This is a genomic window from Loktanella salsilacus, assembly GCF_900114485.1.
Lineage (GTDB): Bacteria > Pseudomonadota > Alphaproteobacteria > Rhodobacterales > Rhodobacteraceae > Loktanella > Loktanella salsilacus.
This window is the reverse complement of the sequence record NZ_FOTF01000007.1, coordinates 162,541-175,210: the sequence shown is the minus strand read 5'-3', so window position 1 is coordinate 175,210 and position 12,670 is coordinate 162,541. Positions and strand designations below refer to the sequence as shown.

Sequence of the window (12,670 nt, the reverse complement as noted above, 5' to 3'; positions counted from 1 at the left end):
AGTGGTGGGTTGAAACCTCCTAAACCTGTCGCAACGCATTGCAAAGGGAGAGAGACATGTCCGGCGAACCTACCTACGGTTTTGATACGCTACAGATTCACGCGGGTGCACGCCCCGACCCGGCCACGGGTGCGCGGCAGGTGCCGATCTATCAAACGACGGCCTATGTGTTCCGCGATGCGGACCACGCGGCGGCGCTGTTTAACCTGCAAGAGGTCGGCTATATCTATTCGCGCCTGACCAACCCCACGGTCGCAGCGCTGCAGGAACGGATCGCGACACTTGAAGGCGGCGCAGGCGGTGTGTGCTGTTCGTCTGGTCATGCGGCGCAATTGATGGCGCTGTTTCCGCTGATGGCACCGGGCAAGAACATCGTCGCCAGCACGCGGCTTTATGGCGGCACGGTCACGCAGTTCACCCAGACGATCAAGCGTTTCGGCTGGTCCGCGACCTTTGTCGACTTTGACGATCTGGACGCGGTGAAGGCCGCGATCAATGACGACACGCAGGCGATCTTTGGCGAGGCGATTGCCAACCCCGGCGGCTATATCATGGACGTGCGCGCGATTGCCGATATTGCCGATGACGCAGGCATTCCCCTGATCATCGACAACACCACAGCCACGCCATATCTGTGCCGCCCGATCGAGCTTGGCGCGACACTGGTCGTTCATTCCACCACGAAATACCTGACGGGTAACGGCACTGTCACCGGTGGCTGCGTTGTGGATTCGGGCAAATTTGACTGGGCCGCCTCGGGCAAATTCCCGTCCCTGTCAGAGCCCGAGCCTGCGTATCACGGCCTTAAGTTCGCCGAGACCTTTGGCCCGCTAGCCTTCACCTTTCACGGGATCGCTATTGGTCTGCGCGATCTGGGCATGACCATGAACCCGCAGGGCGCCCACTATACCCTGATGGGGATTGAAACGCTGTCCCTGCGTATGGAACGCCATGTGCAGAACGCGCAAAAGATTGCCAAGTGGCTAGAGGACGACCCCCGCGTCGACTATGTCACCTATGCTGGTTTGAAGAGCAGCAAGTACTTTGACCGCGTCGAAAAAGTCTGTCCCAAAGGCGCGGGCGGCTTGTTCACCTTTGCGGTCAAGGGCGGCTATGAGGCCTGCATCAAGCTGATCGACAACCTCGAGATCTTTAGCCACGTGGCGAACCTTGGCGATACGCGCAGCTTGATCATTCACCCGGCGTCCACCACCCACCGCCAGTTGGACGAAAACCAGCAGCGCGCGGCAGGTGCAGCACCGGAAATCGTGCGTGTGTCCATCGGGATCGAGGATGCGGACGATCTGATTATGGATCTGGATCAGGCGCTGTCAAAAGCGACGGCCTAAAAACAATGGGCGGGGTTTCGGCCCCGCCCACATTAATTATTCGCCAAAGCCCCAAGTCACAGTGACATCGGCGCTGATCGTGATTTGGCCAGCCGCCACGGGCACCTTTTCGGCGCTGTCCATCGCCATGCGCATATATGGCTGCGGCGCGCCGCCAGATGCGCCGCCTTCGGTCAGCGACTGCACGGGACCCAAGGCTACGCCAGCCGCCTGCGCGTAAAGCTCAGCCTTATCCATCGCGTCGGCGACTGCGGCGCGGCGCGCGTCGTCTAAGGCGGGCTTGCGGTCCTGCAAATCGAAGGTCAGGCCGTTCATCTGGTTCGCGCCCTCTTGGACCACGGCGTCGAGCGTCTGCCCCAATTGGGACAAATCAAGCACTTGCACGCTGACATCTGTGGCCGCGACATAGCCGGTAATGCGCGACGACTGTGTCGCCTCGTCATAACTTTGCTGCACATCAACGCGCAGACCGCTGGTTTGGATATCCTCGGGCGCGATCCCGGCAGCGGTCAGGCTGGCCATGACCTTGTCCATATCCGCGCTCATGTCGCGCACGGCCTGCGCCGCTGTCGGGGCCTGCGCCAGAACGCCCAGCGACAGGCTGGCCATATCGGGGCTGGCCATGACTTGGCCGGTCCCCGTTACCGTCAGCCCGGCGTCCTGCGCCGCAGCCGGGATTGCTGCACTGCACAGCAGCAGGCTTGCGATCTGTAATGTCTTAATCATGGCTCTATTCTTTCCAAATGGTTTACCACAAGCGAGCGAGCGCCAACGCCGTGTCGAACGCCTTGGCCCCGGCCCGGTTCTGCGTTAGCCTGCGCATAAGAATACCGAACATTTCTTGTATTGCGCACGGACGTATGGCCAATCGATGACACCTAATTTCGCACTCTCGCTTTCATTCGACGGTATCGCCCTTCTGCAACAGGTGCCAGATGGCTGGCACCTTGTGGGCGAGGTGCCGCTTGAGACAGCCGACCTACCTGCGGCCCTGTCAGTTTTGCGGGACCAAGCGCTTGCGCTGGACCCTTCTGGCATGCGCACAAAGCTGGTGATCCCAAGCGATCAAATCCGCTACATGACTTTGCAGGGCGAAGACACGACCGCGGACGATGTGCACCACGCGCTGGACGGCGAAACGCCCTATGCGCTGAATGAACTGGTCATTGATACGGTGCGCGCGAATGGCAGCACCTATATCGCCGCTGTCGCCCAAGAAACGCTGGTCGAGGCGACGGCCTTTGCCACGGACAATCTGTTCAATCCCGTCGCCTGCGCCGCCCTACCCGAACCGGGCACCTTTGACGCAGAGGTGTTCTTTGGCGCCCTGCCCGCCGGGCGCACTATGGACCTGACCCGGGCCGATAAGCCTGTCGTCCAAACCGGCGTCGTCGATTTGCCAAAATCCGCACCTGCGGCTGAGCCTGACGCCGCGCCCGCGCCTGAACCTGAAATCGAGCCTGATCCTGCGCCTGAAGCAGCCGCGCAGTCCGATGCGCCCATGCCGGTCAGCGACGCGTTGCCAGACCAAGACACCGCGCCCCAAACCGCAGAGGCATCTGCGCCGCCGCCAGAGGCAGATCAGCCCGCTGCCGTACCGGACCCGATCGAGCCAGGCGACGCACCAGTTTTTGCATCCCGCAGTAAAATCGCGGCACCGACGATCGACGCAGCCAAACGGTCCACGCTATCAGCCCAACCTGCCGACAATGCAATCGCGACAGCTTTGGCCGCACGCCGCGCGCCAAGCGAAGCAGCCTTGGCACAGAGCACGAGCACCGCATCGCCCCCCCCGCGTATCGCCCAGCCGGTAACAGGCACCGCGCCTGCAATCAAAGCCACAGCCATGCCCGATGGCGTGACCGCCGCCCCCCTAGCCGCACCCGCGCAAGAGCCGTTGTTCACCCGCCGCAAAGAACCCCCCGCCCCCGTGGCCGCCAATGGGCGTGCAAAAGAGCCGGTGTCCGCACTTGCAGCCGCCATCGCGGCCCAGTCCGGCGTGCAGATCATCGACGACCGCCCTGCAGCGCAGGCGCAGGCCGCACCGCAGCCTGCAAAGGGACGCGTCAAGGAACGCGGCAAAACGCGCTTCCTCGGGTTGATCCTGACTGCAATCTTGCTCTTGGTAATGCTGCTGGTGGGATTGTGGTCCCTGACGTTGCCAAGCGGCACCGTGACAAGCTGGTTCACCGGCGCGGATGCCGAACCGCAAATCGCAGCCGCGACACAAGAGCCTTCCTTCGACGACACGCTTGCCGCTGATTTGGCGCAAGGCGAACCTGCGCCGCAAACAGATGTCGCGCCTCAGACACCTGTCGCCACCGCAGAGGAAACTGACGCCCCTACGGCCGAGGTCGCGCAAGCGGCGGAACCCGCCCCCTCTGCCATTGTGCCACAAGATATGGCGGCCGTAGTGCCCCCAGCGCCCATCGTGCGCGCCCCCGCCGGGCGGGTGTTGTCCCCTGACGAAGCGGACCGCATCTATGCCGCGACCGGCGTCTATCAACGCGCGCCCCGCATTGCCGCAACGCCCAGCAGCACAGCGCTGGAAGGGGTCGATCCGGTCGCCACCGTCGATGTACCGCAGGCGCTGGACCAGCCGGACATGCCCGGCCAAGACGCCGCTGCCCCCGACGCCGTGATCGCAGACCAGCCAGTGCCGCCCGCAGCGGGCGTTGTGTTTGCCCGCGATGCGCGCGGCAATATCGCCGCCACGCCAGAAGGGGTCGTGACGCCGCAAGGCGCGTTGGTGATCGCAGGCGCGCCGGATCTGCGCCCGGTCCTGCGCCCCGGCACCCCGCGTGTGGCGACCGCCCCGGTGGATCCGGTGGTGCGACCTGATGATCTGGCAGAGGCCGCTGCGGCTGCCGTCCCGACCGATGCGCCAGAGCCGGAAGCAGCGCCCGCGACAGGCAGCCCTGCCTTCGTCGCCGGGCCACCGCCCCTGCGCCCGGTGCTGCGGCCCGGTGATGCGGCGGCGCTGACTTTGCCGACCACCGACGTGGCAGAGGCGCCCACCTTGCCTGTTTCGCTTCCCTATACTGGGGTGCGTCCGCGCCTGCGGCCCGGCGGCTTGATCGCCACCGCCGCCACCCCAACCGAAGCTGAAGCCGTCATCGCCGCCTATACCGGCTCTCGTCCTGTTCTGCGTCCCTCTGATCTTGCACCAGAGGTCGAAGCCGCACCGGAAGAGCCGCAGCCCCTTCCCGGTGCCATCGTCACCGCCGATATTAACGCTGTTGCCGCCGCCATCGCCGCCGCCGCCCCAGCGTCATCGTTTAGCAATCGCACAGCGCTTGCTGTCAGCGTCGCCCGCCGTCCCGACGCACGCCCCAATAATTTTGCGCAGGTTGTGGCCCGCTCGCGCCAAGCCGCAGCGCCGCCGCCCGTGGCCGCCGCCCCAGCACCAACCCGCACCGCAGCCGTCGCCGCAACGCCAGCCCCGCCCACAATCGTCGCCCCCAGCGGCAATGTCCCCGGCGGCGTGGCGCAAGCGGCGACCGTCGACAATGCGATGAACCTGCGCCAGATGAACCTTGTCGGTGTCTACGGCAAACCCAACGCCCGCCGCGCGCTGGTGCGTCTGGGCAATGGCCGCTTTGTTAAGGTCGAAGTTGGCAGCGCCCTTGATGGCGGCCAAGTCACGGCGATTGGCGATACCGCGCTGAACTTCGTTAAACGCGGAAAGACCTACGCCCTCGTGCTGCCCGGCTAAGGCGTTTGCCGCACATTTGTGACGGCTTCGAAACCTTCCGTGATTGCACCACCATTGCGTAACGCCAAGCGCCTTGTATGACAGGCACATGGAAACATTTCTGCTTCAGGCTACGATTTATCTAGGCGCCGCTGTCATTGCGGTGCCTTTTGCTGCCCGCCTCGGTCTTGGCAGCGTGCTTGGCTATCTGGCCGCCGGTATCGTGATCGGTCCCCTGACGGGATTGGTCGGGACAGAGGCGAAGGACATCCAACACTTTGCCGAGTTCGGCGTCGTGATGATGCTGTTCCTGATCGGGCTAGAGCTAGAGCCGCGCGCCCTATGGGATATGCGTGGACGCTTGATCGGCCTTGGCGGCCTGCAGATCGTACTGACGACGGCCATCGTCACCGGCGCAGGCATGTTTCTGGGCTATCCGATCCAGACCTCGCTCGCGATTGGCCTGATTATGGCGCTGTCGTCGACGGCCATCGTACTGCAGACCCTGTCGGAAAAGGGGCTGATGCAAACGGGGGGCGGGCGATCTGTCTTTTCGGTCCTGCTGACGCAGGATATTGCCGTGATCCCGATGCTGGCACTGCTGCCGCTGCTGGCGGTGGCTGGCAATAAGCTCAGTATCGCGCCCGATGGATCGCTGGTGCGAAACCTTGGCGAAGATAGCCATGCCGCCTTGTCCCTTGTCGACGGGCTGCCCGGCTGGGGCGTCACGCTGGTGACCATTGGTGCCGTTGCCGCCGTCGTGCTGACGGGCGTCTACCTGACGCGCCCCGTGTTCCGCTACATCCACCACGCGAAATTGAGGGAGATGTACACCGCCCTCGCCCTGTTGATGGTCACCGCGATCGCCGTGCTGATGGGAACGGTCGGCCTGTCACCTGCGCTTGGTACCTTTTTGGCGGGCGTTGTGCTGGCGAACTCTGAATTCCGGCACGAGCTGGAAAGCGACCTTGAGCCGTTTAAAGGCCTGTTGCTGGGCCTGTTCTTTATCACGGTTGGCGCAGGCATTAACTTTGCCTTGCTCGCGGCGCAGCCCGTGCGGGTTGCGACCTATGTCATCGGCATCATCGTGATCAAAGGCGCGGTGCTTTATGCCCTGTCCTTCCTGTTCAAGATGCGCGGCAAGGATCGCTGGCTGTTCACCCTTGGCCTTGCGCAGGCCGGGGAATTTGGCTTCGTGCTGATCTCTTTCTCTGACCAACAAGGCGTGCTGCCCGGCAGTCTGTCGGAAATGCTGCTGCTGGTCATTGCCCTGTCGATGCTGGTCACACCCGCGCTGTTCATCGGCTACGACTGGCTGTCCCGCCGCATGGATGACAGCGAAGAGCATGAACACGACGAGGTCGACGAGCAAGGCGCGGTTATCATCGCGGGCATCGGCCGCTTTGGCCAAATGGCGAACCGGCTGATCCAATCCGCTGGCTTTTCCACCGTTGTGATCGACAATGACCTGCCAGCCGTTCAGATGATGCGGAAATTCGGCTATCGCGGTTTCTTTGGTGACCCCACCCGCCCCGATCTGCTGGCCGCTGCCGGGATCGACGACGCCCGCGTGATGCTGGTCGCCATCGACGACAAAGACATGGCAACACGCCTTGTCGCCTATGCCCGCAAGGTGCGCCCCGATCTGCACATCATCGCCCGCGCCCGCGACCGGGTGCATACCTACGAGCTTTACGCCGCTGGCGCAGACGACATCGTGCGCGAAATGTTCGACAGTTCCTTGCGGGCAGGCCGCTATGCGCTGGAAAACCTTGGCCTTACGGACTTCGAAGCCGCCGAGGCGGAAACGCTGTTCTATCACTCTGACCGCGACATGGTCCGCGATCTGGCCAAGCTGTGGAAGCCGGGCGTGCCGATTGCCGACAACCCCGACTATATCGCCCGCGCGCGGCAGCTGAACAGCGATCTTGAAACCGCCCTCGCCGCCCGCGCCCAGAACCAAGAGACAGAAGAAAAAGAGCGTCTTTTACCCCGCCGGCCTGGCGACACCTCGTCTGGCGGCAATAGCTAGCCTGCGCTGACGGCCGCTTCGGCAAAGGTTGCCATATCCGAATGGCAGGCGGCAGCGGCTTTGACGATGCTGATCGCCAGCGCAGCCCCCGACCCTTCGCCAAGGCGCAGGCCCAGCTGCAACAGCGGCGGCTTGCCCAAGCGGTCGAGCAAAGTAGCATGGGCCGCCTCGGCGCTTTGATGACCCGCAACCGCATGATCCAGCGCGCCGGGCACCGCAGCGGCGAGTGTCGCGGCAGCCGCGCAGCAGATGAACCCGTCAAGGATCACCGGAATGCCGTCCACCCGCGCCCGCGCGATGGCCCCCGCCATGGCTGCAACTTCGCGCCCGCCAAGGCAGCGCAGCGCCTGCAACGCATCCGTGCCTGCTGCCGGGTTGGCACCAAGCCCGCGCGCGACAACATCGGTTTTGCGCGCAAGACCCGCATCATCAACCCCCGTACCGCGCCCCGTCCATGCGGCCGGAGAGCCGCCATACAGCGCATGGGCAATCGCCGCCGCCGATGTTGTATTGCCAATCCCCATTTCGCCCACGACCAGCAGGTCCGTCGCCGGATCAACTGCATCCCACCCAGCGGCTAGGGCTGCGACAACCTCTGCCTCGGTCATCGCCGGGCCTTGGGTAAAATCCTGCGTCGGGGTGTCCAAATCCAGCGGCACGACATCAAGGCGCGCGCCGCAGGCCTTCGCAAGCTGGTTTATGGCCGCGCCGCCGCCTTGGAAGTTACCGACCATCTGCGCCGTCACCTCTGCCGGAAAGGCCGAAACGCCCTGCGCGCAGATGCCATGATTGCCAGCAAAGATCACGATCTGCGGCGCGACAATGCGCGGTCTGTCCGTGCCCTGCCACCCGGCCAACCACAGGGCCAAATCCTCTAGCCGGCCAAGGGCACCGGGCGGTTTGGTCAGCTGGCCGTTCCTCGCGGCTGCCCCATCGACAGCGACCTGATCGGCCCGGGGTGCAGCGGCAAGAAGGCCACGAAAATCGTTAAGCGTGGTAAATGGGGCAGTCATGGTCGTCCTCGTTGCGGTTCGGTCCCGACCTGTCTAACCATAAGCGGACGAAAGAAAACCCTGTTCGATGGACACGCCTTTGCCCCGTACTGACGCACTGATGACCCTTGGCGATTTGCCCGCCGCCCTTGGCCTGCTGACGCGCCTGCCGGTGCGCGTCAACACCGCCAACGCCACGGCGCGCGGCGCGCGGGCAGCTTGGGCGTGGCCGCTGGCCGGAGTCGCGGTGGGCGCGATCGCAGCATTGGCAGCGGCAGCGGCAATGTGGTGCGGTCTGCCCCTTGGGGTCTGCGCCCTGCTCTTAATCGCGGTTCAGATGATCGTAACCGGTGCGATGCACGAAGACGGGCTGGCCGACAGCATCGACGGCCTCTGGGGCGGCTGGGACAAAGACCGCCGTCTTGCGATCATGAAAGACAGCCAAATCGGCACCTACGGCGTGCTGGCACTGCTCGTGTCAGTCTTGCTGCGGTGGATGCTTTGGATCACGCTTTTGGACACGATGCTCTGGCCTGCGGCGCTGGCCATCGGCGCAGTATCACGCCTGCCCATGATCGCACTGGCCTTCGTCCTGCCCCACGCGCGTGGCAATGGACTGAGCCATGCCGTCGGCCGCCCGGCCTTGCCAACGCTTCTGGTCGCAACAGGCGTCGCTCTGGGTGCCGCGTTGCTTTGCCTTGGCTGGGCGAGCCTGCCCGCGATCATCATGATCACGGCGACATCCGCCGCTTGGGCGCTGATCGCCCGGCGCAAAATTGGCGGCCAAACCGGTGATATCCTTGGCGCATCCCAGCAAATCGCCGAAATCACAGCCCTCATGGCCCTCGCCACGCTGGCCTAACCGCTTCTTCTGGTCAAAAATACCTCGGGGGACGGCGCAGCCGGGGGGCAGCGCCCCCGCACCCTTACCCTTACCCTTTACAGGCCAAAGCCCGATCAAACGCACCCGGCCCAACCGGTCCTAAATCACGCACCAATGCCGTGCCCGCATCTATCTGCACCGCCAAAACGCGCGACCAGTCGGGCGCGGCGACGACAGCTTCGGTCACACCGCCGCAAATGCGAAACCCGCCGCTGATCTCTCGCTCGCCAATGCGGTGGTTGGTCAGATTTGGCACGCGGTAGGCCTCAGCCAAATCCGCACCATCAAAGCGCCAGACCCGCAGCACCCGCGCCAGATGTGGGCGGTCGATATAGGCAACCTCGATCCGGCCATCGCCGTCGATATCACCCGCGCCAATCGGCGAAAGCCATCGGTGCGTCTGGCCGATATAGGGCGTCTGCGCCAGCAAAGCCAAAGCGCCGCTGCGCATCCCATAGATCACCAATTGCGCGCCCTGCGTCAGGCTCGTGCGCACGGCGATGACTTCGGTTTGGCCATCCCCGTCTAGATCAGCCAGACGCGGGGCCGTGTCCTCGAACACATGGCCCGCGCCCGCTGCGATCCGGATGTCGCAATCCTCGGCAGTTGCAATGCGCAGCGTTGCCGCTTCAATCGCGTCGCCAAGGATGCCGTGATCGTAAATTGTCGTGGGGTCGTCGTACCAGGCGCGCGTGATATCGCCGCCCGGTACCACCGCCACGCTGCCCGATAGCGCAGCAGGCGGCGGTGGTGGGTTCTGGCAGGCCGCAGCAAGGCTCGCGTGCATGACAAGCAAACTTGCGGCGACCGCGATCCGCATCAGATCTGCTTTTCAGGCATCTGCACGCGCAGGCCGTCCAAAGCGTCAGAGACTTTCAGCTGGCAGGTCAGGCGGGACAGCTCTGGGTTCGGCTTGTAAGCGAAATCCAGCATGTCTTCTTCCATCGCGTCCTTGGGCTCTAGCTTGTCAGCCCACGCCGGGTCGACATAGACGTGGCAGGTCGAACAGGCGCAGGCGCCGCCGCAGTCGGCCTCGATCCCCGGAATGCCGTTGTCGCGGGCACCTTCCATGACAGTCATGCCATTCGCCACATCGACGACGTGCTCTTTGCCGCCGTGCTCTACATAGGTGATTTTCGCCATCGTCTTATCCTTTCGCGCCTATCAGCTTTGCCCCGATAACTAAGGGAATGGGGCTGGCCCTGCCAGTCACAAATGCACACAGCCTCGCCCTGCCCCACAATGGCGTTTGACCTGCACCGCCGACGCTTTAAGACGGACTGCGAAGGAGTCCCGATGCACCGTTTTTTACCATTCGCCCTGTTGCTGTCCGCCTGCACTCCGCTGCCACCGCAAAACGGCACTGGCACGGCACCGATCATCGTGTCCCTTGGCGATATCGAAACCGATGCAAAGGGTCGCTGCTTTGCCCGCACCGAAGGGCCGACGCAGACCAATATCATTAGCGAATTGATCGAAGTCGCGCCCGAGACGCGCGACGCTGCGGGCACTGTCATCAACCCGGCCGTCTTTCGCACGATCACCCGGCCGCAGACCGTTCAGGTCGGCGAAGGCAGCCGGTTCGAAACCGTTTGCCCGCCAGTTTACACGGCGGCTTTTGTGTCGACGTTGCAGCGCGCCTTGCTGATCCGCCGCGCCTATGACGGGCCGATTTCGGGGCAATATGACGCGGCCACCAGCCTTGCTGTGCAAAGCTATCAGCGCCGCAGCGGCACGGACAGTCCGCTACTGGCAACTGACATCGCCCGCGATCTTGGGATTTTGGCGGTCCCCCGCAGCTAAACAAACGCAAAACGCCGCCCCCTTTCGGGGACGGCGCGCGTTTGAGGCTTAGCTAGATTTATTCGCTGTCGGTTTTATCCTCTAGCGCCAGCGCAAGGAAGCGCGGGTTGCCGTCGCGGCGGACCAGCAAAAGCAGGGATGTCTGACCCGCCTCAACCGCGTTATCGATGCGCGCTTGCAGCTCTTCCACGGTCGTCACGGCCTGTTGGCCCGCGTCCGTGATCAGATCGCCCGGTGTCAGACCTTTGCCTGCGGCGTCCGACGCGGGATCAACATCGGTGATCACCAGACCCGGACGGTCGTCCAAGCTGAACTCTTCGACAAGTTCCGGCGTGACGGGCGACAAGGTCAGGCCCAGCATTTCCGCGCCTGCGTCAGCGGGTTCAGGTGCCTCTTCGGACGCTGGGAAAGCGGTCGCTTCGTCCGTCTCGCGGCGGCCAAGGGTCACTTCCATTGCGGTTTCTTCGCCGCCCCGCAGCACTTGCAGCGGGATCGTCGCGCCCACGGTAGAGTTGCCGACCATGCGCACCAATTCGCGGGTATCAGCGACGTCGGTGCCGTCATAGGACAGGATCACGTCACCGGCCAGCAGACCGGCGTCTTCGGCTGGACCCGCTGGCACGTCGGTGATCAGCGCGCCGCGTGCGGTGTCCAGCCCGTCAATGGCACTGACCATGTCAGGCGTGACGTCCTGAATGCGCACGCCCAGCCAACCACGACGGGTTTCGCCGAATTCCTGCAGCTGATCGACAACGTTTTTCACGACCTGCGACGACATCGCAAAACCGATACCGATGGACCCGCCATTGGGCGACAGGATCGCGGTGTTCACGCCGACGACTTCGCCGTCCATGTTGAACAGCGGCCCGCCCGAGTTGCCACGGTTGATCGCCGCGTCAGTCTGGATGTAGTCGTCATAGGTGCCGGACAGCGCGCGGTTGCGGGCGGACACGATACCGGCAGAGACAGAAAAGCCCTGCCCCAGCGGGTTGCCCATCGCCATGACCCAGTCGCCAACGCGGGCCCCGACGCCATTGCTGTCGCCAAATTCCACGAACTGCAGCGGACTGTCGTATTCAACCTTTAGCACGGCGATGTCGGTGTTCGGATCCGTGCCGACCAGCGTGGCGGGTAGTTGCGCAGCAGGCTGGCCATCGCCGGGAAAGAACTCGATCTCGATCTCGTCCGCGCCTTCAATCACGTGGTTGTTGGTGACGATATAGCCGTCCGCCGAAATCACAAAGCCAGAGCCAAGCGCGCTTGATCTGCGGGGCTGGCCGCCGGGGCCGTTTTCCAGATCGTTAAAGAAATCCTCGAACGGGGACCCTTCGGGCACGATACCTTGCGGCATTGTGCGTTCGGCAACGGTGGTGGAGGTGGTGATATTTACGACCGACGGGCTGACCTGAGCGGCCAGATCGGCAAAGGTCAGCGGCCGGCCAGCAACGGCGCCCGGCAGGGCCTGTGTCGTTTCAGCAGTCGTGGTTTCGGGGTTCACCTGCGCAAATCCGGGCAGCGACTGCGACAGGATCAAGGCGGTGGTCAGGGCAAGGCCGGACAACATGTAACGGGGATCGGCGAGTGTTAAGACTTTGGCCTGTGACCTCACGGGGCGGACTCCTTGTTGTGTTGCGCAGGGCAGCGTTGACACTGAACCTAGGGCGCAAACCTGAGAGCGCAAAGTCTCAATGTAAAGGGTGAACGGATCGTGACTTTATGTCCCAATCAATGCCGCAAGCCATAACAAGGCGGCACCTGTCGCCAGCACCGCCAGCCCGACAAGGCGGCGTTCCGGCAAACCCAAGCTGCGCAGGGCTGCCAGCATGTCTTCGATAAGCGAAGGGGCCAGTGCGTACACCAGCCCCTCGATCAGCAGAACAAGGCCAAGGCCTGTTAATGCCAGTGCGATCATGCGCG

At 63.6% G+C, this 12,670-nt stretch carries 11 protein-coding genes; 5 read left to right on the top strand and 6 right to left on the bottom strand.

Features of this window, described 5'->3' with window-relative positions:
• The first annotated feature begins 56 nt into the window (after nt 1–56).
• Nucleotides 57–1,349 (top strand): O-acetylhomoserine aminocarboxypropyltransferase/cysteine synthase family protein, encoded by a 1,293-nt coding sequence (locus BM131_RS08320; protein ID WP_090188210.1) that lies wholly within the window; start codon nt 57–59, stop codon nt 1,347–1,349.
• Between the two features lie 36 nt (nt 1,350–1,385).
• Here BM131_RS08320 and BM131_RS08315 read toward each other — a convergent pair whose 3' ends face one another.
• Nucleotides 1,386–2,075, bottom strand: a complete 690-nt coding sequence (locus BM131_RS08315; protein WP_090188207.1) for an SIMPL domain-containing protein — start codon at nt 2,073–2,075, stop codon at nt 1,386–1,388.
• Between the two features lie 145 nt (nt 2,076–2,220).
• Here BM131_RS08315 and BM131_RS08310 point away from each other — a divergent pair, with 145 nt between their 5' ends.
• Together BM131_RS08310 and BM131_RS08305 are read left to right on the top strand one after the other, a co-directional pair.
• Nucleotides 2,221–5,064: a hypothetical protein gene (locus tag BM131_RS08310; protein WP_090188205.1), complete on the top strand. Its 2,844-nt coding sequence runs from the start codon at nt 2,221–2,223 to the stop codon at nt 5,062–5,064.
• Between the two features lie 88 nt (nt 5,065–5,152).
• A complete protein-coding gene (locus tag BM131_RS08305) occupies nt 5,153–7,075 on the top strand; it encodes a cation:proton antiporter domain-containing protein (protein WP_090188202.1) in 1,923 nt (640 codons plus the stop codon).
• Here the strand turns inward: BM131_RS08305 and cobT are convergent.
• Nucleotides 7,072–8,088 carry a nicotinate-nucleotide--dimethylbenzimidazole phosphoribosyltransferase gene (cobT, locus tag BM131_RS08300; protein WP_090188199.1) on the bottom strand — a complete coding sequence of 339 codons (1,017 nt, stop codon included), beginning with the start codon at nt 8,086–8,088 and terminating at the stop codon, nt 7,072–7,074. The genes BM131_RS08305 and cobT overlap by 4 nt on opposite strands.
• 79 nt (nt 8,089–8,167) lie before the next feature.
• Between cobT and cobS the strand changes: the two genes are divergently transcribed.
• Nucleotides 8,168–8,929 (top strand): adenosylcobinamide-GDP ribazoletransferase, encoded by a 762-nt coding sequence (gene cobS / locus BM131_RS08295; protein WP_342713957.1) that lies wholly within the window; start codon nt 8,168–8,170, stop codon nt 8,927–8,929.
• Nucleotides 8,930–8,999: 70 nt separating this feature from the next.
• Here cobS and BM131_RS08290 read toward each other — a convergent pair whose 3' ends face one another.
• Nucleotides 9,000–9,770, bottom strand: a complete 771-nt coding sequence (locus BM131_RS08290) for an FG-GAP repeat domain-containing protein (RefSeq protein ID WP_090188193.1) — start codon at nt 9,768–9,770, stop codon at nt 9,000–9,002.
• Entirely contained in the window at nt 9,770–10,093 is a 324-nt protein-coding gene (locus tag BM131_RS08285) for a 2Fe-2S iron-sulfur cluster-binding protein (RefSeq protein ID WP_090188190.1), read from the bottom strand. The genes BM131_RS08290 and BM131_RS08285 overlap by 1 nt, the downstream gene beginning before the upstream one ends.
• 153 nt (nt 10,094–10,246) lie before the next feature.
• On the opposite strand from BM131_RS08285, the gene BM131_RS08280 reads away from it, so the two are divergent.
• Nucleotides 10,247–10,753: a peptidoglycan-binding domain-containing protein gene (locus tag BM131_RS08280; RefSeq protein ID WP_090188187.1), complete on the top strand. Its 507-nt coding sequence runs from the start codon at nt 10,247–10,249 to the stop codon at nt 10,751–10,753.
• Between the two features lie 58 nt (nt 10,754–10,811).
• Here the strand turns inward: BM131_RS08280 and BM131_RS08275 are convergent, their stop codons facing one another.
• Nucleotides 10,812–12,317 (bottom strand): Do family serine endopeptidase, encoded by a 1,506-nt coding sequence (locus BM131_RS08275; RefSeq protein WP_090188184.1) that lies wholly within the window; start codon nt 12,315–12,317, stop codon nt 10,812–10,814.
• Between the two features lie 150 nt (nt 12,318–12,467).
• Nucleotides 12,468–12,665, bottom strand: a complete 198-nt coding sequence (locus tag BM131_RS08270; protein ID WP_175499227.1) for a DUF2065 family protein — start codon at nt 12,663–12,665, stop codon at nt 12,468–12,470.
• Nucleotides 12,666–12,670: the final 5 nt, after the last annotated feature.

What these genes read in the sequence shown, in the direction of transcription:
- BM131_RS08320 (WP_090188210.1), top strand. Translation starts at nt 57, where the DNA reads ATGTCCGGCGAACCTACCTACGGTTTTGATACGCTACAGATTCACGCG.
- BM131_RS08315 (WP_090188207.1), bottom strand. Translation starts at nt 2,075, where the DNA reads ATGATTAAGACATTACAGATCGCAAGCCTGCTGCTGTGCAGTGCAGCA.
- BM131_RS08310 (WP_090188205.1), top strand. Translation starts at nt 2,221, where the DNA reads ATGACACCTAATTTCGCACTCTCGCTTTCATTCGACGGTATCGCCCTT.
- BM131_RS08305 (WP_090188202.1), top strand. Translation starts at nt 5,153, where the DNA reads ATGGAAACATTTCTGCTTCAGGCTACGATTTATCTAGGCGCCGCTGTC.
- cobT (WP_090188199.1), bottom strand. Translation starts at nt 8,088, where the DNA reads ATGACTGCCCCATTTACCACGCTTAACGATTTTCGTGGCCTTCTTGCC.
- BM131_RS08290 (WP_090188193.1), bottom strand. Translation starts at nt 9,770, where the DNA reads ATGCGGATCGCGGTCGCCGCAAGTTTGCTTGTCATGCACGCGAGCCTT.
- BM131_RS08285 (WP_090188190.1), bottom strand. Translation starts at nt 10,093, where the DNA reads ATGGCGAAAATCACCTATGTAGAGCACGGCGGCAAAGAGCACGTCGTC.
- BM131_RS08280 (WP_090188187.1), top strand. Translation starts at nt 10,247, where the DNA reads ATGCACCGTTTTTTACCATTCGCCCTGTTGCTGTCCGCCTGCACTCCG.
- BM131_RS08275 (WP_090188184.1), bottom strand. Translation starts at nt 12,317, where the DNA reads ATGTTGTCCGGCCTTGCCCTGACCACCGCCTTGATCCTGTCGCAGTCG.
- BM131_RS08270 (WP_175499227.1), bottom strand. Translation starts at nt 12,665, where the DNA reads ATGATCGCACTGGCATTAACAGGCCTTGGCCTTGTTCTGCTGATCGAG.